Raw genomic sequence first — 20,629 nt, forward strand, 5'->3', positions numbered from 1 at the left:
CCGGACCTACGCCTCGCCCGCGGCCTTGCCCACCGCGAGCAGCGCGAAGGCGTAGTTGAGCCCGACCTCCTCCAGACGGTCGAAGCGGCCGGCCGCACCGCCGTGCCCGGCCTCCATGTTGATGCGCAGCATCACCGGGCCGCCCCCGGTCATGGTGGCGCGCAGCCGCGCGACCCATTTGGCCGGCTCCCAATAGGTCACGCGCGGATCGGTGAGGCCGCCCAGCGCCAGGATCGCCGGATAGGTCTTGGCCGCCACGTTCTCGTAGGGCGAGTAGCCGAGGATGGTGCGGAAGGCGGCCTCGCTCTCGGCCGGGTTGCCCCACTCGGGCCATTCCGGCGGGGTCAGGGGCAGCTCGCCGTCGAGCATGGTGTTGAGCACGTCCACGAAGGGCACGTCGGCGACGATCCCCGCGAAGAGCTCTGGCGCGAGGTTGGCCACCGCCCCCATCAGCATGCCCCCCGCGCTGCCGCCGTGGGCGACGATGCGCCCTTCCGTCGTGTAGCCGGCGTCGATCAGGGCGCGGCCGCAGGCGACGAAATCCGAGAAGGTGTTGGGTTTCTTGTCCCGCTTGCCGTCCATGTACCAGCGCCAGCCCTTCTCGGTGCCGCCGCGGACGTGCGCGATGGCGTAGACGAAGCCGCGGTCGACGAGGCTGAGCAGGTTGGTGCGGAACGAGGCCGGCATCAGCGTGCCGTAGGAGCCGTAGCCGTAGAGGAGCAGCGGCGCCGATCCGTCGAGGACGAGGTCGCGCCGGTGCAGGAGCGAGATCGGCACGGTCTCGCCGTCCGGCGCCGTGGCGAACAGGCGGCGGGTGGCGTAGTCCTCCGGCTTGTGCCCGCTCGGCACCGTCTGGCGCTTGCGCAGCTGCCGGGCGCGGGTGACGCAATCGTAGTCGTAGGTCTCGGCCGGGGTCGTCATCGACGAGTAGGTGAAGCGGATCACCGCCGTCTCGAACTCGTGGCCCGGCTGCAGGCCGAGGGAATAGGCCTCCTCCGCGAAGGCGACGGTGTGCTCGGTGCCCGAGAAATCGCGCACGACGATGCGCGGGCGCGCGTTCTCGATCTCGAGTCGCACGAGGTGCCCGGCGATGAGGTGCTGGTGGCGGATCATGATGCCCGGCCGGTGCGGGATCACGTCGACCCAGTTCTCGCGGCCCGGCGTCGCGATCGGGCAGCTGGCGATCTTGAAGTCCTCGGCCCCGTCGGCGTTGGTGAGCAGGAAGAGGTAGGAGCCCCAGTGCTCCACCGAGTAGATCAGGAGCGGCACCCGCGCCTGCACCACGCTGAGCGCCGGGTCGGCGGCATGGCGGTCGAGGATGTGGACCTCCGCCGTCTCGTGGTCGCTGGCGGTCACCGTGAGGTAGGTGCCGGACTGGGTCTTGTCGATGTGGACGAAGAAGCCGGAATCGCGCTCCTCGTAGATCGTCGCGTCGTCGTTCTGGTCGGTGCCGAGGCGGTGGCGCATGACCCGGGCCGGGCGATGGTTGTCGTCCACCGCCGTGTAGTAGAAGGCCTTCCCGTCGGCGGCCCAGATCACCTCGCCGGAGGTGGCCTCGACCCGGTCGGGCAGGTCCTGCCCGGTGGCCAGATCGCGCACCTTGATCACGTAGAGCTCCGAGCCCTTGGTGTCGGCGCTCCAGGCCATCAGCGCGTGGTCGTCGGAATGGACCGCCGCCGAGAGCTCGAAGAAGCTCAGGCCCGCGCCCTCTGCGTCGCCGTCGATCAGGATCGTCTCGCCCGGCTCGGGGCCGCCGTCGGCCGCCGTCTCGGCGCCCGAGCCGGGCAGCACGATCACCGTGCGCGGCCGGCGGCAGACCAGGGGGTGCTGCCCGCCTTCGCGGTGGCGGGTGTAATAGGCGTGCGGCCCGTCGGGCGCGGGCACGCCGCTGTCGTCCTCGCGGATGCGGGCGCGCATCTCGGCCACCAGTGCCTTGCGCAGGGGCTCGATGCCCGCGAGCGTCGCCTCGGTGAAGGCGTTCTCGGCGGTGAGATGGGCGTGGATGTCGGCGGGCAGGGTCGCGGGATCCTTGAGCACCGCGCGCCAGTTGTCGGCCTTCAGCCAGGCGTAGTCGTCGACGACCTCGACCCCGTGGACCTCGTAGCGATGCGGACGCCGTTCCGCGACCGGCGCCGCTTGCGGAACCGGGATGGTGTGACGGTCGGAAGCCATCGGACGTGTCCTTAGCGTTCGGAAAAAAGGGGCGGGACGCGTGTGCCGCGCTCCCATGGGAGGGATGTGCCGCGCGGAGGCGGCGGGGGCAAGGCCGTGCGTCGGACGCAGGGCCAGCAACATTCCAGATACACTAATCGACCGCCGCCGCGATGCTCGCCTGTGCCCGCGCAAGACATCCACAACTACAAAGGGCGTTTTTGCCACCCCTGGCGGTGGCGGGGCACTAGGAAATCCATGCGAATTGGGATCTTCGTCTTAGGAAGTCATCGGCCTGTATCTGAGGCATGCCACCCTGTCTTGCGAGGCATGGCTGAATATCCTAGAGGATGTGGGTGGCAGACAGGATCGCCATGTGTGGTCGACGACTTGCGGTCGAACAGGTCGTCGATGAGTTTTCGGCCCGCGACACCCGGAACGGGTCGGAGCGACCGGTGATTCGGCAGTCGACTTCCTGCCCGAACACCTGCGCGCCGCCCCTGTTTCTGCATCGCGTCAAAGGAACTGTTGTCCCCATGAATGATACCGACACCTCGACCGATTACGTGGAACTCACGGTCGACATCGTCTCCGCCTACGTGAGCAACAACCCGGTTCCCCCGGGCGACCTCGCCCATCTCATCGGTCGCACCCACGCCGCCCTGCTGCAGATCGCCAACGGCGTCGTCGAGACGCAGGCCGCCGCTGCTCCCCAGGCCCCCGCGGTTCCGGTGAAGAAGTCGATCACCGCCGACCATATCGTCTGCCTCGAGGACGGCCGCATCTTCAAGTCGCTCAAGCGGCACCTGCGGGCCAAGTACGACATGAGCCCCGAGCAGTACCGCGCCAAGTGGGGTCTGCCGGCCGACTACCCGATGGTGGCCCCCAATTACGCCAAGGCCCGCTCGGACCTCGCCAAGGCGATCGGCCTCGGCCAGACCCGGAACGGCAACTACGACGAAGCGGCCTGACCGGCCTATATGCGCGCCGGACCGGGGAGCGATCCGGTCCGGTGCCGAGCCTGGTTTCGCGACCGGGTCGTTCAGGTGCCCGGCGCGACCGGGACGTTGTCGATGAGGCGGGTGCGGCCGAGGTAGGCCGCCGCCAGCACCCGCGCCGGGCGGACGACCCGCTCCACCGGCGCCAGGGTGTCGGCGTCGCAGACCGCCAGGTACTGCACCGGGGCGAACCCGGCCGCCTCGAGGTCGGCTATTCCCTCGGCGACCGGCCCGGTGGCCGGCTCGCCCGCCGACAGGGCGCCCGCGATCCGCGACAGGACGGCGTTGAGGCGGGGCGCCACCGCCCGCTCCTGCGGGGTCAGGTAGCGGTTGCGCGAGGACAAGGCGAGGCCGTCGGCCTCGCGCAGGGTCGGCACGCCGCGGATCTCCACCGGTACGTCGAGGTCGCGCATGGCGCGGGTGATGACGCGCAACTGCTGGTAGTCCTTCTCGCCGAACAGGGCGACGTCGGGCCCGACCTGGTTGACGAGCTTGGCCACCACCGTCGCGACACCCGTGAAGTGGCCGGGCCGGAACGCCCCGCACAGCCCCTCCGTGAGATCGGCCACCTCGATCCGCGTGGAGAAGCCCGGCGGATACATGGTCTCGACGCCGGGCAGATAGGCCGCGTCGACGCCGGCCCCCGCGAGGAGGGCGAGGTCAGCCTCGACATCGCGCGGATACCGCGAAAAGTCCTCGGTCGGGCCGAACTGGGTGGGGTTCACGAAAATGCTGGCGACCACCCGGTCGCCGATGGTCCTGGCGTGCGCCATCAGCGCCAGGTGGCCGGCGTGGAGCGCCCCCATCGTCGGCACCAGCACGATCCGCTCGCCGCGCGCGCGCCATCCGGCGGTGGCGGTCCGCAACGGCGCGACGGCGTCGAGGCGCAGGGGAACGGGCGGTTGGGACACGGCGGGACGCTCCGGTGACGGCGCAAACGCCACACCTAGGGCCAGGGCCGGACCGGCGCCAGATGGCGAAGGCCCGGGGTCTTTCCGGTTCTCGGGTATCCGACCGATCGGTCGTTGCCGGCTTTCGGAGACAGCCGATGCCACCACAAGAGCCCGACGCGAGGCCTCATCCCATTTCCGGTTGATAACGTCGTGATGCGGACATGGGCTTCGCTCAGGCGCCGCGCGGGCTCGGTGATTCGGCTCCCGCTTGATCCAAGCGGAAACCCTATCAGCGGCAGTAGGGCAGGATTGAGCGGCCGAAGGGGTCGTCGGTGCCGAGGGCGGGCACGAAGCCGTAGTAGCTCGGCTTGCCCAGGCCGTAGGTGGAGCCGACGTAGCTCGGATCGTCGGGCGCGTCGGTGGGGATGGGCACGCGGCGCGGACGGCAGCCCCTGGCGATCCGGCGCCGTTCCGGGACCACCGCGACGCTGCTGTCGCTGCCCTCGCGCGGGAAATAGCGCGGCAGCGGCGGGAGGTCGCTCTCGCCCGGGTCCGCGTAGGCCGGCGGAACGCCGTACCCGAACCGGCGGTCGACCGGATCGGCGGCCCCGGCGGGGGCCGGCAGCCAGGCGATCCCGAACAGGGCGCCTGCGGTCGCCGTCAGCCTTGCGCGTCTGCCCACGTCCGTCCCCTCGATCCGCACCCGCCTGCGGGCGTGCAGGCTGCGCCGTCGTGGTGAACGCCCGGTTAACCCGCCCGGTCTCGGGTCGAGCGGCCGTCGAGGGCGGCCAGGCGCGCCTCGGCGGGGGCACGTCCGGCATCGACCCGCACCGGGCGGGCCAGCCGATCGGCGAGCCCGCGCAGGTCGAGGGTCGCGCCATCGCCCCGGCCGTAGAGCGCGTCGTCGAGGGCGGTCAGGCCCGGCGCGATGGCGGGGTCCGCCCGCCACTTCTGCGCGAGGGCGGGATCGGCCTGACGCCCCGTCTCGATCGCGGCGCGGAAGGCGGCGGCATCGCCGGCGGCGGCCGCCTTCCGGAGGGCGCGCCGGGCGGTGCGGTCGAGGCGCAGGGTCCGGCTGCTGCTGCGTCCGCCGAAGCCGACGAGGGCGAGTCCGGCACCGAAGGCGAGGAGGCCCGCCGCGCCGATCAGCACCGGCGAGACCGGGGCCGCCGCCCTGGCGTCCTCCTCGCGGTCGGGCAGGCCGCCGCCGATCTGCCGGGCCGGGATCTCGGCCTCGCGCATGATCCGCGCCACGGTGTCGAACCACGGGATCACGATGGCGTCGAGGGGGATGATCTCCGGCACGCCGGGGCGCACGTCCCACTGGTAGGTCGCGCGGGCGATGGGGCCGCTCGGGGTGATGACGGTCTCGCGGGTGACCGGCCCGGCGAAGGTGAGGATGCCGCGGGTGCGCATCACCGGGCGGGGCGGCAGCCCTTCCGCGATCATGCCCTGCGCCTCGATGGTGACGATGCGCCTCGCCGACTCCCCGAGCTTGATCGTCTCCGGGTCCGGGCTCCAGGAATCGGTGATGGTGACGTCCTTGGCCGGGAGCCACCACGGCTCCTTCACGTCGGGGCCGCCGGTGGGCTTCGTCCATTGCGCCACCGGCAGGGCGATCGGGGCCGAGCGCACGTCCACCACCTTGCGCACGCCCTCGTCGTTGATCGTCAGGCGGTGGATGAACGGCTCGATGGTGAAGTCGCCCGCATGGTGCGGGAACACCGCCACCACGCGCTCGAAGGCGATGGCGGTGGGGCCGTCGGGCAGGCGGGTCTTGGTCCAGGTGTCGCGGCCGAGCTGCGTCCAGCTGAAGTTGGCCAGCGACGGCTGGACCACCTCCTCGAGCAGGATCGGCTGCCGGTAGACCCCGCGGATGCGCAGGAGCACCATCTCGCGCGAGAACGGCGCGGCGTTGCCGTTGCGCTCGGGCGTGACCGTGAAGGTGAGATCGCCCGGAGCGACCTCGGCGCGCGCGGGGGCGGCGAGGAGGAACAGAGCCGACAAGGCGGCGACGACAGTGGCGAGGGTACGTCCCTCCCCCTTGCGGGCAGGGATCGTGGGGGGAGGTGGTGCCACCGGCCTGCGCAGCGGGTCGCCCAGCCACCCCCACCTCCAACGCCTCCCCACGAGGCGGAGGAGGGCCGCGTTCCGCCACAAGTCGCTCACCATGGGTTGCTCCCCGCCGGCACCGCCGTGCCGGCCTCGACGCGGGCGGCCTGTTCGGCCTTGAGGCGCAGCTTGAGATAGCGGCCGGGATCGTCCGGCAGGGTCTGCAGCCAGAGGCGGTCGGGCCGGATCTCGTGGGCCTCGAAGCTTTTCGTCACCCGCCGCACCTCCTTCTCCGGGGCGGCGGCCACCATGGCCGAGCCCGCACCGGTGCGCCCGCGCCCGGCCGCGTCGCTGGCCGAACCGCGGGCCTCGCCCTTGCCGGACTCGATCGAGGCCTGCTCGGCCTTGCCGCGGCGCGCGACCTTGCTGTTGCCGGGCGTCGAGGACGTGGTGCCGCCCTCCTTGTTGCCGGCCAGCCCCTCGCCGCTGGAGGTCGCCTGGGTGTTGTCGTTGGGGTCCTGGTTGGCGGTCTTGTTGTAGCGCGAGCCGGTGGTGGCGGTGGCGTTGGCGATGCCGCCGCCCTTGCCGGGGTCCTTCTCGTCCTCGATCAGCCGGGCGATCAGGGAGCGGTTGGCCTGGGCGTCGGCGTTGCGCGGGTTGTAGGAGAGGGCGTCGTCGTAGGCCGCGATGGCGCCCTCCAGGTCCCCGGCCCGCGCGAGCGCATTGCCGAGGTTGTAGGCGCCGCGCTTTCCGGCCTTGCGGAAGATCTCCGCGGCCTCGCCGTAGCGGCCCGCCTGGTAGAGGGCGGGGCCGCGCCAGCCCGGATCGGACAGGACCGCGGCGGCGGCATCCGGCAGCCCCAGCCCCATCAGCAGGCGGCCGGCGGCGTTGCGCGGCTGCGAGACCAGGACGAGGGCGAACAGTCCCGCACCGGCGAGACCGAGGCCGGCGAGACGCAGCCACAAGGTCCAGCTTGCGCTCCATCCGGGCGCCAGGGCGGGCAGGCGGGGCAGAGCGATCGCTGGTCGCATCAGGCGCTCCGGCGGAACAGGAGGAGGGCGGGCAGGAGCGCCAGCAGGATCAGCCAGCGCCCCACCTCCGCGAAGGCGAGCACGCCGTAGCCGCCGGCCACCAGGTGCTGGGCGGTGCTGGCGCCGACCCGGCCGAGCACCGCGTCGGGCGCGCCGATGTCGGCCGCCACGCCGCCGCCCGTGCCGACCAGCCGGTCGAGGGAGGCGCGGTCGGGCCGGGGCACCCCCTCGGGCAGGCGCTGCGTCGCGGGCACGAACAGGCCGCTGAGCGCCCAGCCCTTGGCGCGGATGGCGGCGGCCTCGCGGGTCGCCGCCTCGCCGATGCCGTCGCCGTCGGTGATCAGCACCACGTCGCCGGCGATGACGCCGGCCTCCTCGAGGGTGCGCCGGGCCAGGGCGAGGCCGCGCTCCGGGTGGCTGCCGCGATCGGGCACGGTGTCGGCATCGATGGCGAACAGCGTCGCGCCAAGGGCATCGCGGTCGGTGGTGGGGGGAATCGCGAGGTAGGCGTCGCCGGCATAGACCACCACCGCGACGCTGCGGGTGCCGGCGGCTTCGGCGGCGGCCTGGGCGATCTGGCGCGCGTCCTTGAAGGCGCCGCCGTCGGCCACCGAACGCGAGACGTCGAGGACGATGACGGTGGCGTCGAGGTTGCGGAAGGCCGTGGTGTCGGGCCGCTCGAAGGCCGGGCCGGTGAGCGCCAGGGCGATGAGGCCGGCGGTGATCGCGGCCACGAGGTTGGCCTGGCGCCGCCCGCCCAAGACCCCGCCGCGGCGGGCCATCAGCGCCATCAGCGCGGGATCGACCGCACGCACCCAATCCCCGAGAGGGGCCGAGCGCCAGGCGGCGCGCAGCGCCAGCAGGGCGATCACCGGCAGGGCCGCGAGCCACCACGGCCGCAGGATCGCGAAGGCCGCCAGGTCGCTCATCTCACGCTCCCCGCCGCGCGGCCAGGAGGCCCGCCGCGCACAGGAGCGCGAAGGCCGCCGGCCAGGGCCACAGGTCGCGCCGCAGCGGCACCGGCGGCGCCTTGGCCCGCCCGCCCTCCAGGGTATCGATGGCATCGGCCACCGCCATGAGGTCGTCCGTGGTCTTCACCCGGAAGGCCTTGCCGCCGCTGATCTCGGCGACCTCCTTCAGGGTCTCGGTGTCGACCACGTCCTGCTCGCCGTCGGCGTTGGCGAGGTCGCGGGGCCCCAGCGCCAGGGTGTGGACCTTGACCCCGAGTTCGCGCGCCAGCTGGGCGACGTCGCGGGGCGTGGTCTGGCCGGCGTTGTTGGCGCCGTCGGTCATCAGCACCACTACCTTCGAGGTCACCGGCGGTCCGCCCTCCGCCTGTCCCGCGGTCGGGACGAGGCGCTTCAGGGCCAGCCCGAGGCCGTCGCCGATGCCGGTGGAACGGCCAACGAGGCCGATGGTGGCGTCGTCGAGGGCCCGGGCGACGGTGGCGGTGTCGAAGCTCGGGCTGGCGGCGACGTAGGATTCGTTGGCGAAGATCACGAGGCCGACCCGGTCGCCGGCCCGGCGGCGGATGAAGTCGGTGCCGACCCGCTTGACCGCGGCCAGCCGCGTCACGGTCTCGCCGTCCAGGGAGAAGTCGCGCCGCTCCATGCTGCCCGAGAGGTCCATCACCAGCATGATCTCGCGCCCCGATGCCGGCAGGGCGGTGGCCGGCAGCACCAGCCGGGGACCGGACAGCGCCACGACGAGGCCGGCCCAGAGCGACCAGATCAGGATGGTGCGCGCCCGCCCGCGCGCCGCGATGGTGTCGCCGCGGGCGGCGTCCGCCACCACCGAGGCCGGCACCCGCAGCGCCCCGCTGGCGCCCGCCCGCTCGGGCGGCATCGCGCGGGCGGCGAGAAGCGGCAGCGCCAGCAGCAGCAGCGCATAGGGGCTGGCGAGGTCGAAGGCCGAGAGGAAGGCGGTGATCCAGGCCGGCATCGGGGGTCAGGCCTTGATCTGCGCGAAGAGACGGCCGAGTTCGGCGTCGATGGCGGCGGGGTCGGCGCTCTCACGGCGGTAGAGGCCCTCGCCCAGCACCCGGCCGGCGCCGCGGGTGAAGAAGGTGGTGGCGAAAACCCGGTCGAGGCGCGCCGACCACTCCGCACCCCTGGCATCGGCGGCGGCATCCCCCTCGACGGTGCGCACGATCCGGCGCAGGAGCCGCGCCTGGGCGACGAGGCGCGCCTCGGGCGCCAGGTGGCGCACGGCGGCGAGTTCGGCCAGGGCCCGGCGCCTCAGGCTCGCCTTGGCGCGGCGACGCCACCACCGCACCAGCCCCACCGCCAGGGCCGCGAGGAAGCCCAGCGCCACCGCCAGCGCGATCTCGCCCTGGACCGCGCCGGCCGAGCCCGCCGGGAGGTGGAGGCCGCGCAGGTTCTCGAGACCCGCCGGAACCGGATTCATGACTGTCCCACCTCAGAGCACCGCATCGAGGCGCTCCATCAGCGGGGCGTAGGCCTCCGGGCCCGCCTCCACGTCGAGGCGCAGGCCCTCGATGCCGCGCCGGGCGAACTCGGCGAGGCGCTCCTCGGCGGTGGATCGGCCGGCCGTGGCCCTGCGCGCCGCCTGAACCGTGCCGCGGCGGCCGTCCTGCGTGGCGAAGGGGTAGAAGCCCGGCGGGCGGCTGCGCTCGAAGGCGTCGCTCACCAGGATCAGGCTGATCGACAGGCGCTCGGCCAGCACCGTCAGGAGCCGGTCGAAATCCTCGCCCGGATCGTCGAGGGCGCTGGCGATGACGAGGTGGCCGCCCGACGGCAGCAGGCTCTGGGCCAGGGTGAGGAGCGGGGTCAGCGGCCGGTCGTCGGACTGCGACAGCGACAGGGCCGCGGCGTGGGCCTGGGCCAGCGCGCCGGTGACGGCGGTCATCGCGCGCTCGCCCCCGGCGGGGCGCACCACCACCGGCTCGGCGCCGGAGGCCACCACCAGCCCGACGCGGCCGCCGTCGCCGACGATGCGCCAGCCGAGCAGCACCAGGGCCTCGGCCGCGGCCACCGAGCGCAGCGCCCGGCGGGTGCCGAACAGCATCGAGGGCCGGATGTCGGCGAGCAGCACCACCGCGCGGTCGCGCTCGTCGTGGTGGGTGCGCACGTGCAGGATGCCGGTGCGGGCGGTGGCGTTGCGGTCGATGTGGCGGCGGTCGTCGCCCTCCGACCACAGCCGAACGTCGTCCGGCTCCGAGCCGCGCCCGCGCCGCCGCGTGACGATGCCGCCGGGCAGGCCGGCCAGCGTCCGCGTGGTCGGCGAGACGCCGCGCCGGGCGAGATGGCGCAGCCCCATCAGCACCTCGCCGGACAGATGGATCCCGGGATGGGTGTCGATGGGATCGGCCGGGGCGGGGGTGGACGCCATGAAGCTCAGAGCGCCCGCACCCGCTGGACGAGTTCCTGGATGATCTTGCGCGAGGTCCGGCCCTCGGCCGCCGCGCGCCAGGTCAGGCCGATGCGGTGGGCCAGCGCGTCGGCGGCCAGATCCGCGACGTCCTCGGGGATGACGTGGTCGCGCCCGTGCAGATAGGCGCGGGCCTTGCCCGCCAGCATCAGCGCGAGGGTGCCGCGGGGCGAGGCCGGGTGCTCGATCGCCGCGCGCAGCTCCGGGGCGGCGGCATCGGTGCGGGTGCCGGCCACGAGCCGCACGAGGTAGTCCTTGAGGGCGGGCGAGACGTAGACGTCCAGCGCCGCGGCGCGGGCGGCCCGGATCTCCTCCACGCTGAGCTTCACCGCCATCGCCTCGGCGTGGTGGTTCAACTCGCCCTCGACGAGGTCGAGGATGCGCCGCTCGGAGGCCTCGTCGGGCATCTCCACGACGACATGCAGCAGGAAGCGGTCGAGCTGGGCTTCGGGCAGCGGGAAGGTGCCGGCGTGCTCGATCGGGTTCTGGGTCGCCACCACCATGAAGGGGTCGGGCAGCGGATGGGTGATGCCCGCCACCGTGATCTGGCCCTCGGCCATCGCCTCCAGCAGCGCCGACTGCACCTTGGGCGGCGCACGGTTGACCTCGTCGACGAGGATCAGCGAGTGGAACAGGGGCCCGGCCAGGAACTCGAAGGTGCCTGCGTCCTGGCGCCACACCGTGGTGCCGGTGAGGTCGGCGGGCATCAGGTCGGGGGTGCATTGGACGCGCGCGAAGCTGCCGTCGAGGCCGTCCGACAGGCGCTTGACCGCGCGGGTCTTGGCCAGCCCCGGGGCGCCCTCGATGAGCAGGTGGCCGCCGGTGAGGAGCCCGATCAGCAGGCGCTCCACGAGGCCGGTGCAGCCGATCAGCCCGTGCTCGAGCCCGTCGCGCAGGGCGAGGATGCGGGCGCGCAGGGCGTCGTCGGGAGCGGGCGCGGCCGGCCGCTCGGCCAGGGTCGCACCGCTCACGAGCGCCGCTCGGTGTCGTTCGCAGGAACCGTGTTCCGCATGACAGGCGTCTCCTCGACCGGGGTTCTTAGTCGACCCTCAAGTTCCAGGAGGGTGTGCCCGTCGCGCAGGGGCGGCGTCAATCCCGCTTGCGCACGATCGAAGGGTGTCGGGCATTTTGCCCGAACGGCGGGATCGATGCCGGCGCGAACGCTTTGACAAGCCTCCCGGCGGGGCAATGGAGAAGCCTCCCGGCGGGGCAATGGAGAAGCCTCCCGCCGGGGCGATGGAGAAGCCTCCCGCCGGGGCGATGGAGCGAGCGATGGCGGCGGATCTGTTCGAGGGTTTCGAGGCCCGCTGGATCGACGGGCCGGACGGCCGTGCCTTCGCCCGCATCGGCGGCCCCGAGGGGGCGCCACCCCTGCTCCTGCTGCACGGGTTTCCCCAGACCCACGCCTGCTGGCACCGCATCGCGCCGGCCCTCTCGCGGAACCGACGTGTGGTCTGCCTCGACCTCAAGGGCTACGGCTGGTCGCAGGCGCCGGCCGGGGATGCCGGGCACGCGGCCTACGCCAAGCGCACCCTGGCGTGCGAGGTCGTTGCGATCATGGAGGGGCTCGGCCATGTCCGCTTCGCGGTCGCCGGGCACGACCGCGGCGCGCGGGTCGGCTACCGCCTGGCGCTGGACGAGCCGGGCCGCGTCGAGCGCCTCGCCCTCCTCGACATCCTGCCGACCCTGGTCCAGTGGCAGCGGCTCGAGACGGCGCCGGACCGGTTCTCGCACTGGCGCTTCCTGGCGAGCCCCGAGGCGGAGGCCGAGATCGGCCGCGATCCGATCGCCTATTACGAGGAACTGCTGCGGACCTGGAGCGGGGCCGGGACCCTCGACCCGTTCGAGCCCCGCGCCCTCCACCTCTACCGCCAGAGCTGGAACGAGCCTTCGCGCATCCACGCGGCCTGCGAGGACTACCGGGCCGGCGCCACCCTCGACCGGCAGGCCGACGCCGACGATCTCGCCGCCGGGCGCACCATCGCCTGCCCCGCCCTGATCCTCACCGGCGACCGCTACCTCGACCAGAGCGTCGAGACCGCGCTCGATGCCTGGCGGCGCACCTTCGCACCGGGTGCCACCGGGACCGTGATCCCGTCCGGGCATTTCCTCGCCGAGGAGAACCCGGACGCGACGCTGGCGGCGCTGGAGGCGTTCTTCGCGGTCTGAGAGCGTGTCCGGGGCGCGACGGTCACGCTTCCGTCACGACGCTGATCGATGACACCGGAATGTCCGGTCTTCCCTTCGCGCCGCTGCCCGAGACCCTCAACTCGGCGGTCAGTCTCCTCGTCGCCTTCGCCCTCGGCACCCTGATCGGGGCCGAGCGGCAGTACCGCCAGCGCACGGCGGGCCTGCGCACCAACGTGCTGGTGGCGCTGGGGGCGGCCGCCTTCGTCGATCTCGGCATGCGCCTCGAAGGGTCGAAGGGGGCGGTGAGCACGGTGGCCTACGTGATCTCCGGCGTCGGCTTCCTCGGGGCGGGCGTGATCATGAAGGAGGGCATGAACGTGCGCGGCCTCAACACGGCCGCCACGCTGTGGTGCTCGGCGGCGGTGGGCGCCTTCGCCGGTGCCGACCTGCCGGTCGAGGCGGTGCTCGTCACCGCGGCGGTCCTGGCCGGCAACACCCTGCTGCGGCCGCTCGTCAACGCCATCAACCGGGTGCCCATCGACGAGAGCCAGACCGAGGCGACCTACGAGGTCCAGGTGACGGTGGCGGCCGAGGGCGCGGGGCCTGCCCGCGACCTCCTTGTGGAGCGCCTGGAGGCGGCCCATTACCCCGTCGGCGGGATCGAGGTGGTGGAACGCGGCGAGGACACCGTCGAGGTGGTGGCGACCCTGGTGGCCACCGCCGTGGAGGCGGCGGAACTCGACGCGGTGGTGGCCGACCTCGCCAAAGCGCCGGGCATCGGCCACGCCACCTGGTCGGTCCAGACGGCGGATTAGCCCCGCGAGAGTCACATGATCCGCGAGACCAGGATCTTGTCGATCCGGCGGCCGTCGAGGTCCACCACCTCGAAGCGCCAGCCGGCGATCTCGCAGACCTCGCCGGTCTCGGGCAGGCGCTGGAACCGGGCGATCACCAGGCCGGCGGCGGTCTCGTAGTCGCGGTTCGATTCGAGCTTGATGCCGAGCTGGTCGGCCATCTCGTCCACCGGCATCCAGCCGGCGATGAGCCACGACCCGTCCTGGCGCTGGACCGCCTCCGGCTCGGGGTCCTCGGAATGGAAGGCCCCGGCGATGGCGTCAAGGATGTCGGCGGGCGTCACGAGGCCGTCGAAATGGCCGTACTCGTCGTGGACGAGGGCCATCGGCACCTCCGCCGCCTGCAGGGCGGTGAGCGCGTCGAGGGCGTCGAGGGTGTCGGGCAGGACGGGCGCGGTGCGGATGTAGGCGCGCAGGTCGAAGTCGACGTTCTCCACCAGCGCCTTGACGATCTCGCGCACCTGCACGACGCCGAGCATGTTGTCGGGGTTGCCCTCGCCCACCGGCACCCGCGAGTGCGGGCTCGCCAGCAGCATCGCCCGGATCTCGGCGGGGTCCTTGTCGAGGTCGATCCAGTGGACGTCGGTGCGCGGGGTCATCACGCCGCGCACGGCGCGGTCGCCCAGGCGCAGCACGCCGGCGATCATCTTGCGCTCGTCGGTCTCGATCACGCCGGCGGTCTCGGCCTCGGCCACGATGCTGCGGATCTCCTCTTCCGTCACCGCGCTGGCGCTGGCCGCCTCCTGCCCGAGGACGCGGAACACCGCCCGCGTCGAGGCGTCGAGCAGCCAGACCGCGGGCAGCGCGGCCCGCGAGATCACCCGCATGGTCGGGGCGACCATGCAGGCGAAACCCTCGGGATCGCGCAGGGCCACGTGCTTGGGCACCAGTTCGCCGATGATCACGGACAGGTAGGTGATGGCGGCGATGACGAGGCCGTAGCCGAGCGGATCCGACACCGCCTTCGACAGTCCGGCCTCGAACAGGATCGTGGTGAGCCGTTCGCCCAGGGCCGCACCGGAGACCGCACCCGAGAGGATGCCCACCAGGGTGATGCCGATCTGGACCGTGGAGAGGAAGCGCCCGGGGTCGTCGGCCAGGGCCATCGCGGCCTTGGCGCCGGGGCGATGCGCCTCGACCATGGTCCGCAGCCGCGACTTGCGCGACGAGACCACGGCGAGTTCTGACAGCGCGAAGGCCCCGTTGAGAAGGATGAGCGCGACGGCGACGGCGAGTTCGATCACAGACTGCGACGCAGAGCCGGAACCGCCTTGGGAGCAGCGCGCCGGGCTTCCTCTTCCAGGGTACGGACGGCGTCTCAATGAAGCCCGGCGGGTTCCAGGTCAACCATGGGGTCCCAAGTCAACCATGGGGGGCCAGCGGTGCCAGCCGCGAGAGGCGCAGGGCGACGAGGAGCGCGAGCACGTAGAGCCCGGAAAAGAACCCCGCCACCCCCGTCCAGCCGGAGTGGGCGAAGAACCAGCCGCCGGCCGTGCCGAGCACCGAGGAGCCGAGGTAGTACAGGCACAGGTACAGCGAGGAGGCCTGGGCGCGGTCGCGCAGGGCCCGGCGCCCGACCCAGGAACTCGCCACCGAATGGGCGCCGAAGAAGCTCACCGTCACCACCACGATGCCGGCGACGATGAGGACGAGGCTGTCGGACAGCGTCAGGGCGATGCCGGCGAGCCCGAGCGTGATCGCCAGCCACAGCACCTTGCGGCGCCCGAGCCGGGTCGCGATCTCGCCGGTGGCGGCCGAACTGACCGTGCCGGCCAGATACACCACGAAGATGGCGCCGATGGCGGTCTGGCTCAGGGAGAACGGCGGCTCGAGCAGGCGAAAGCCGATGTAGTTGTAGACGCTGACGAAGCCGCCCATCAGCAGGAACGCCTCGGCGAACAGCCACGGCAGCCCCGGATCGCGACAATGCCGGCCGAAGCTCGCCGGCACCTCGGCCCAGCGCATCCGGTTGGCGCGAAACCGCCGCGAGGGCGGCAGCAGGAACGCGAAGGCCACCGCCGCCAGGAGGGCGAGGACGCCGATGGTGCCGAGCCCGATCCGCCACGAGGCGTGGTCGGCGATGACGCCGGCCACCAGCCGGCCGACCATGCCGCCCAGCGCGTTGCCGCCGATGAGGAGCCCCATGGAAAGCCCGATGGCGCGGGTGTCCATCTCCTCGGCGAGGTAGGCCATCGCCACCGCCGGCAGGCCGCTGGCGGCGAGCCCGGTCAGGGCCCGCAGGGCCAGGAAGTCGTACCAGCTCGGGACGAGGACGGCGACGAGGGTGAGGATCGCCGAGGCGAACAGGGAGGCCACCATCACCGGCTTGCGGCCCCACACTTCCGAGAGCGGGCTGACCACGAGGAGGGCCAGCGCCAGGGTGGCGCAGGGCGCCGACAGGGCGAGGCTGCTCTCGGCGGGCGAGACCTGGAACGACTCGGAAAAGACCGGCAGCAGCGGCTGCACCCCGTAGAGCACCGCGAAGGTGGAGAAGCCGGCCGCGGCCAGGGCCACGGTGGTGCGCCGGAAGGCCGGCGTGCCGGCGGCGATCAGGGTGTCGCTCGCGTCGTCCATGCACCCGGGCTCCCTTCGGTTTCGGCTCTCGCCCTCGGTCGGTTGACGACCGTTCCCGCCTCAGGTCAATCGCGCCCGGCCCGGTGCCAGGGCTCCGCACCGGGTCATGAGCGCGGAGAAGCCCCTCGAACCGCACGGATCGTCGTCCCGGTGGTGGCTGCGTGCCGAAACGCTCTCGCGCCGGGGGATTTCTGCCCTAAAGGGAGAGAACCCCTCGCTCCGGCCGTCGATGCGCGGCATGACGCGTTCTCTGCGTCACGCCCGACGATGCCCGATCCCGTCCCCCCAGACCCGAGGTCCTTGAACCCTTGCCGCACGCCACCGGACTCATCGCCATCATCGCCCTGGGGCTCGTGCTGGCCTTCGTCTGCGGAATGGTCGCCCAGCGCCTCAAGCTGCCGCCGCTGGTGGGCTACCTGCTGGCGGGCGTCATGGTCGGCCCCTACACGCCGGGTTTCGTCGGCGACAGCGTGCTCGCCGCCCAGCTCGCCGAGATTGGCGTCATCCTGCTGATGTTCGGGGTCGGGCTCCACTTCTCCATCAAGGATCTGATGGCGGTGCGCACCATCGCCCTGCCCGGCGCCGTGGTGCAGATCGTCACCGCCACGGTGATGGGCGGCGGCCTCGCGCTCGCCTGGGGCTGGGGCATCGGGGCGGGCCTGGTGTTCGGGCTCGCGCTCTCGGTGGCGAGCACGGTGGTGCTGCTGCGGGCGCTGGAGGAGCGCGGCCTCCTCGACAGCGACCGCGGCCGCATCGCGGTGGGCTGGCTCATCGTCGAGGATCTGGCGATGGTGCTGGCGCTGGTGCTGCTGCCGGCGCTGGCCACCTCGCTGGGCGGGCAGGGCGACGGCGCGGCGCATGCGGCCGGGGGCGGCAGCCTCTGGCTCACCCTCGCCCTCACGCTGGCCAAGGTCGCGCTCTTCACGCTGCTGATGCTGGTGGGCGGCCGCCGCTTCGTGCCCTGGCTCCTCGACCAGGCGGCGCGCACCGGGTCTCGGGAGCTGTTCACCCTGGCGGTGCTGGCCCTGGCGCTCGGCATCGCCTTCGGCTCGGCCGAGCTGTTCGGCGTATCGTTCGCGCTCGGCGCCTTCTTCGCCGGGATGGTGCTGGCCGAATCCGACCTCAGCCACCAGGCCGCGGCCAACTCGCTGCCGCTGCAGGACGCCTTCGCGGTGCTGTTCTTCGTGTCCGTGGGCATGCTGTTCGACCCCGGCATCCTCCTGCGCGAGCCGCTCTCGGTCCTGGCGGTGCTGGGCGTCATCATGATCGGCAAGTCGGTGGCGGCGGTGGCGATCGTGCTGGTGTTCAAGCATCCCCTCGGCACGGCGCTCACCATCGCGGCCAGCCTCGCCCAGATCGGCGAATTCTCGTTCATTCTCGTCGGCCTCGGCCTGTCCCTGAAGCTGCTGCCGGAGGAGGGGCGCGACCTGATCCTCGGGGGCGCCCTCCTGTCGATCACCCTCAACCCCCTCGTCTTCGCCCTGGCCGCGCGCGCCGAGCGCTGGCTCGGGAGCCGGCCCGAGGTCGCAGCGCGGTTCGAGCGCCACGCCGCCGCCCCGCCCGCCATCGCGGCGGAGGCGACCGCCCACCGCGGCCATGCCGTCATCGTCGGTTACGGCCGCGTCGGCAGCGCCATCGGCAAGGCCTTCTCCGCCTGGGACCTGCCCTTCGTGGTGGTCGAGCGCGACCGGCGCCGGGTTCTGGAACTGCGCAAGGCCGGCATCGAGGCGATCTTCGGCGATGCCAGCGCGCCGGGGCTGCTCGAGGCGGCCGAGATCGGGGAGGCGCGGCTGTTCGTCATCGCCGCCCCGGACGCGCATCAGGCCCGCCGCCTCGTGGAGCTCGCCCGTTCCCTCAACCCGGGCATCGACACGCTGGTGCGCAGCCACAGCGACGGCGAGCGCAAGCTCCTGGAGGAGCAGGGCGTCGGTCTCGCCCTGATGGCCGAACGCGAACTCGCCTTCGGGATGATCGTCTACGCCCTGCGCAGCCTCGGCCTGAAGGAGGGCGAGGCCCGCATCTTCGTGGACACCAGCCGGGCCGAGACCCGCGGCGAACCCCCCGAAGCCGGCGAGCCGCACAAGGGCGCGCCCGAACTGCGCCACCACCAGACCGATGGTCCCTGACGCCGCGCCTTTCCCGGCCCTGTCATGACCCTCGACCAATTGCGCATCTTCGTGGCGGTGGCCGAGCGCGAGCACGTCACGCGGGCGGCCGAGGCCCTCAACCTCGCCCAATCCGCGGTGAGTGCGGCCATCGCCACCCTGGAGGCGCGGCACGCGACCCGGCTGTTCCACCGGGTCGGGCGCGGCATCGCCCTGACCGAGGCCGGGCGCGTTTTCCTGATCGAGGCGCGGGCGGTGCTGGCGCGGGCAGAGGCCGCCGAGCGGGTCCTGGCGGACCTGAGCGGGTTGCGCAGCGGCACGCTCTCGCTGGCCGCGAGCCAGACCGTCGCCAGCGACTGGCTGCCCCGCCACCTCGTCGCCTTCCGCCGCGCCTATCCGCTGATCGCGGTGCGCCTCTCCGTCGGCAACACCGCCGAGGCGGCCGGGGCCGTGCACGACGGGACCGCCGAACTCGGCTTCGTCGAGGGCGACCTCGACGACCCGGCGCTGGCCGCCGCCACGGTGGCGCAGGACCAGCTGGTCCTGGTGGTGGCACCCGGCCACCCGTTCGCGGCCGCCCGCGACCTCGCGCCCGGGGATCTGGCAGAGGCCGAATGGGTGCTGCGCGAGGCGGGCTCGGGGACGCGCTCGGTGTTCGAGGCGGCGCTGGCACAGGCCGGCATTCCGGCCGCCGGGCTCAAGGTCGTCCTCGAACTGCCCTCGAACGAGGCGGTCCGGGCGGCGGTGGAAGCCGGCGGCGGGGCCGCCGTGCTGTCGCGCACCGTCGTGGCGGCCTCCCTGCGGGCGGGCACCCTGGTGCAGGCCGCCTTCCACCTGCCGGCGCGGCCGTTCCGGGTGCTGCGGCACAAGGAACGCTACCGCAGCCGGGCCGCCGACGCGCTGCTCGCGCTGATCGGCTGAACGAGTGCGCTACGCCTCCCGCCCGACCCGGCTGTGGTTGCGGCTCCAGGCGAAGTAGATCACGAGGCCGATGGCGAGCCAGACGCCTAGGCGCAGCCAGGTCTCGCCGTCGAGCGACACCATCATGGCAAAGCAGCTGACGATGCCGAGGATCGGCACCAGCGGCACCAGCGGCGTGCGGTAGTCGCGCCGCGCGTCCGGCTGGGTCCGGCGCAGGATGATGACGCCGACGCAGACCAGGATGAAGGCGAGCAGGGTGCCGATGCTGGTCATGTGGCCGAGCTGGGAGATCGGCAGGAAGCCGCCGAGCGCGCTCGTGAACACCATGAAGAACAGGTTCGAGCGGTAGGGCGTCTTCCAGGTCGGGTGGATCTTGGAGAAGAAGCCCGGCAGCAGCCGGTCCTTGCTCATGGAGTAGAACACTCGGCTCTGGCCGAGCAGCAGCACCAGGATCACCGTGGAGAAGCCCGCGATGACGCCGAGCGTCACGAGGCTCTTGAGCCACGGGAACGGCGTCATCGCGATGGCGGTGTTCACCGGGGCGGCGTCGCCCTTCATCTGGGCGTAGGGGACGAGTCCGGTGAGCACGCTAGCGAAGGCGATGTAGATCACCGTGCAGATGGCGAGCGACCCCAGGATGCCGATCATCATGTTGCGCTGGGGATTCTTGGCCTCCTGCGCCGCCGTGGAGACCGCGTCGAACCCGACGTAGGCGAAGAAGACCACGCCGGCGCCGCGCATGATCCCGCTCCAGCCGTACTCGCCGAAGGTGCCGGTGTTCTCGGGGATGAACGGCACGTAGTTCTGCGCCTTGATGTAGAACAGGCCGACGCCGACCACGACCGCCACCACGGCGAGCTTGATGAGGACGACCACAGCGTTGACCCGGGCCGATTCGCGGATGCCGACCATCAGGAGGGCGGAGGCCGCGACGATGATGACGATCGCCGGCAGGTTGACGAGGCCGTGCGCCACGGTGCCGTCGGCGAGGGTGTAGGTCTCGAACGGCGAATTCACGAGGCTGGGCGGCAGGTTAATGCCGAGGCTGTCGCGCAGGAAGCGGGTGACGTAGCTCGACCAGCTCACCGAGACGGTGGCGGCGCCGACCGCGTATTCGAGCACGAGGTCCCAGCCGATGATCCAGGCCACGAACTCGCCCATGGTGGCGTAGGCGTAGGTGTAGGCCGAGCCCGCCACCGGGATCATGCCCGCGAGTTCGCTGTAGCACATGCCGGCGAAGGCGCAGGCGAGGGAGGCGATGGCGAAAGAGATCACCACGGCCGGGCCGGCGTGCTCGGCCGCCGCGATCCCGGTGAGCGAGAACAGCCCGGCGCCGATGACCGCGCCGATGCCGAGCGCGATCAGGCTCCAGGGACCGAGCGTGCGTTCGAGTTGGTTCTCGCCGCTGTCAGCGTCGGCGTTGAGACGCTCCAGGGATTTCGTGCGGATGAGATCGCCGGCAAGGCCCGATGCCATGAATGTCGTGTCCTCTCAGCGTCCGTTCTCGCGGGGGCCCGAGGGCGGGCCGCC

At 72.5% G+C, this 20,629-nt stretch carries 18 protein-coding genes; 5 read left to right on the forward strand and 13 right to left on the reverse strand.

The window, feature by feature from the left end; all coding sequences use genetic code 11:
* Window positions 1–6 precede the first annotated feature (6 nt).
* Entirely contained in the window at window positions 7–2,172 is a 2,166-nt protein-coding gene (locus ASG59_RS17190; RefSeq protein ID WP_056410294.1) for a S9 family peptidase, read from the reverse strand.
* 515 nt (window positions 2,173–2,687) lie between these two features.
* On the opposite strand from ASG59_RS17190, the gene ASG59_RS17195 reads away from it, so the two are divergent.
* On the forward strand, window positions 2,688–3,122 hold the full coding sequence (locus ASG59_RS17195; RefSeq protein ID WP_055886856.1) for a MucR family transcriptional regulator: 435 nt from the start codon (window positions 2,688–2,690) through the stop codon (window positions 3,120–3,122).
* A 71-nt stretch (window positions 3,123–3,193) separates the two neighbouring features.
* Here the strand turns inward: ASG59_RS17195 and panC are convergent, their stop codons facing one another.
* The 9 genes from panC to ASG59_RS17240 form a co-directional block, all read right to left on the reverse strand.
* The gene (gene panC / locus ASG59_RS17200; RefSeq protein ID WP_056410507.1) at window positions 3,194–4,039 is read right to left on the reverse strand and encodes a pantoate--beta-alanine ligase; all 846 of its coding nucleotides are present in this window, start codon (window positions 4,037–4,039) and stop codon (window positions 3,194–3,196) included.
* A gap of 292 nt (window positions 4,040–4,331) precedes the next feature.
* The gene (locus tag ASG59_RS17205; RefSeq protein ID WP_244475743.1) at window positions 4,332–4,724 is read right to left on the reverse strand and encodes a hypothetical protein; all 393 of its coding nucleotides are present in this window, start codon (window positions 4,722–4,724) and stop codon (window positions 4,332–4,334) included.
* A 65-nt stretch (window positions 4,725–4,789) separates the two neighbouring features.
* On the reverse strand, window positions 4,790–6,049 hold the full coding sequence (locus tag ASG59_RS17210) for a hypothetical protein (protein ID WP_244475752.1): 1,260 nt from the start codon (window positions 6,047–6,049) through the stop codon (window positions 4,790–4,792).
* 158 nt (window positions 6,050–6,207) lie between these two features.
* The gene (locus ASG59_RS17215) at window positions 6,208–7,125 is read right to left on the reverse strand and encodes a tetratricopeptide repeat protein (protein ID WP_082494468.1); all 918 of its coding nucleotides are present in this window, start codon (window positions 7,123–7,125) and stop codon (window positions 6,208–6,210) included.
* Window positions 7,125–8,054: a VWA domain-containing protein gene (locus ASG59_RS17220; protein WP_056283285.1), complete on the reverse strand. Its 930-nt coding sequence runs from the start codon at window positions 8,052–8,054 to the stop codon at window positions 7,125–7,127. Before ASG59_RS17220 ends, ASG59_RS17215 begins: the two co-directional genes overlap by 1 nt.
* A 1-nt stretch (window position 8,055) precedes the next feature.
* A complete protein-coding gene (locus tag ASG59_RS17225) occupies window positions 8,056–9,066 on the reverse strand; it encodes a VWA domain-containing protein (protein WP_056410296.1) in 1,011 nt (336 codons plus the stop codon).
* A gap of 6 nt (window positions 9,067–9,072) precedes the next feature.
* Window positions 9,073–9,531 (reverse strand): DUF4381 domain-containing protein, encoded by a 459-nt coding sequence (locus ASG59_RS17230; RefSeq protein ID WP_055886847.1) that lies wholly within the window; start codon window positions 9,529–9,531, stop codon window positions 9,073–9,075.
* Window positions 9,532–9,543: 12 nt separating this feature from the next.
* Window positions 9,544–10,476, reverse strand: a complete 933-nt coding sequence (locus ASG59_RS17235; protein ID WP_055886843.1) for a DUF58 domain-containing protein — start codon at window positions 10,474–10,476, stop codon at window positions 9,544–9,546.
* Window positions 10,477–10,481: 5 nt separating this feature from the next.
* On the reverse strand, window positions 10,482–11,486 hold the full coding sequence (locus ASG59_RS17240) for an AAA family ATPase (RefSeq protein WP_055886842.1): 1,005 nt from the start codon (window positions 11,484–11,486) through the stop codon (window positions 10,482–10,484).
* A gap of 301 nt (window positions 11,487–11,787) precedes the next feature.
* Here ASG59_RS17240 and ASG59_RS17245 point away from each other — a divergent pair, with 301 nt between their 5' ends.
* Window positions 11,788–12,684, forward strand: coding sequence for an alpha/beta hydrolase (locus tag ASG59_RS17245; protein ID WP_056410299.1), 897 nt, complete (start codon window positions 11,788–11,790; stop codon window positions 12,682–12,684).
* 59 nt (window positions 12,685–12,743) lie between these two features.
* The gene (locus ASG59_RS17250) at window positions 12,744–13,460 is read left to right on the forward strand and encodes an MgtC/SapB family protein (RefSeq protein WP_055886835.1); all 717 of its coding nucleotides are present in this window, start codon (window positions 12,744–12,746) and stop codon (window positions 13,458–13,460) included.
* A gap of 11 nt (window positions 13,461–13,471) precedes the next feature.
* Here the strand turns inward: ASG59_RS17250 and ASG59_RS17255 are convergent, their stop codons facing one another.
* Complete coding sequence (locus tag ASG59_RS17255; RefSeq protein ID WP_056283274.1) at window positions 13,472–14,743, reverse strand: hemolysin family protein; 1,272 nt, start codon at window positions 14,741–14,743, stop codon at window positions 13,472–13,474.
* 118 nt (window positions 14,744–14,861) lie between these two features.
* Window positions 14,862–16,073, reverse strand: a complete 1,212-nt coding sequence (locus ASG59_RS17260; RefSeq protein WP_056410301.1) for an MFS transporter — start codon at window positions 16,071–16,073, stop codon at window positions 14,862–14,864.
* A 308-nt stretch (window positions 16,074–16,381) separates the two neighbouring features.
* On the opposite strand from ASG59_RS17260, the gene ybaL reads away from it, so the two are divergent.
* Window positions 16,382–18,199: a YbaL family putative K(+) efflux transporter gene (gene ybaL, locus ASG59_RS17265; RefSeq protein WP_056283270.1), complete on the forward strand. Its 1,818-nt coding sequence runs from the start codon at window positions 16,382–16,384 to the stop codon at window positions 18,197–18,199.
* Window positions 18,200–18,223: 24 nt separating this feature from the next.
* On the forward strand, window positions 18,224–19,099 hold the full coding sequence (locus ASG59_RS17270; protein WP_056283267.1) for a LysR substrate-binding domain-containing protein: 876 nt from the start codon (window positions 18,224–18,226) through the stop codon (window positions 19,097–19,099).
* A gap of 9 nt (window positions 19,100–19,108) precedes the next feature.
* Here ASG59_RS17270 and ASG59_RS17275 read toward each other — a convergent pair whose 3' ends face one another.
* On the reverse strand, window positions 19,109–20,575 hold the full coding sequence (locus tag ASG59_RS17275; RefSeq protein WP_055886824.1) for an amino acid permease: 1,467 nt from the start codon (window positions 20,573–20,575) through the stop codon (window positions 19,109–19,111).
* Between the last annotated feature and the right edge of the window lie 54 nt (window positions 20,576–20,629).

This window comes from Methylobacterium sp. Leaf466 (assembly GCF_001425565.1).
Lineage (GTDB): Bacteria > Pseudomonadota > Alphaproteobacteria > Rhizobiales > Beijerinckiaceae > Methylobacterium.

Excerpts from the sequence above, each read along its gene's own strand:
- ASG59_RS17190 (WP_056410294.1), bottom strand. The coding sequence starts at position 2,172 with ATGGCTTCCGACCGTCACACCATCCCGGTTCCGCAAGCGGCGCCGGTC.
- ASG59_RS17195 (WP_055886856.1), top strand. The coding sequence starts at position 2,688 with ATGAATGATACCGACACCTCGACCGATTACGTGGAACTCACGGTCGAC.
- ASG59_RS17215 (WP_082494468.1), bottom strand. The coding sequence starts at position 7,125 with ATGCGACCAGCGATCGCTCTGCCCCGCCTGCCCGCCCTGGCGCCCGGA.
- ASG59_RS17220 (WP_056283285.1), bottom strand. The coding sequence starts at position 8,054 with ATGAGCGACCTGGCGGCCTTCGCGATCCTGCGGCCGTGGTGGCTCGCG.
- ASG59_RS17225 (WP_056410296.1), bottom strand. The coding sequence starts at position 9,066 with ATGCCGGCCTGGATCACCGCCTTCCTCTCGGCCTTCGACCTCGCCAGC.
- ASG59_RS17230 (WP_055886847.1), bottom strand. The coding sequence starts at position 9,531 with ATGAATCCGGTTCCGGCGGGTCTCGAGAACCTGCGCGGCCTCCACCTC.
- ASG59_RS17235 (WP_055886843.1), bottom strand. The coding sequence starts at position 10,476 with ATGGCGTCCACCCCCGCCCCGGCCGATCCCATCGACACCCATCCCGGG.
- ASG59_RS17245 (WP_056410299.1), top strand. The coding sequence starts at position 11,788 with ATGGCGGCGGATCTGTTCGAGGGTTTCGAGGCCCGCTGGATCGACGGG.
- ASG59_RS17250 (WP_055886835.1), top strand. The coding sequence starts at position 12,744 with ATGTCCGGTCTTCCCTTCGCGCCGCTGCCCGAGACCCTCAACTCGGCG.
- ASG59_RS17260 (WP_056410301.1), bottom strand. The coding sequence starts at position 16,073 with ATGGACGACGCGAGCGACACCCTGATCGCCGCCGGCACGCCGGCCTTC.
- ASG59_RS17270 (WP_056283267.1), top strand. The coding sequence starts at position 18,224 with ATGACCCTCGACCAATTGCGCATCTTCGTGGCGGTGGCCGAGCGCGAG.
- ASG59_RS17275 (WP_055886824.1), bottom strand. The coding sequence starts at position 20,575 with ATGGCATCGGGCCTTGCCGGCGATCTCATCCGCACGAAATCCCTGGAG.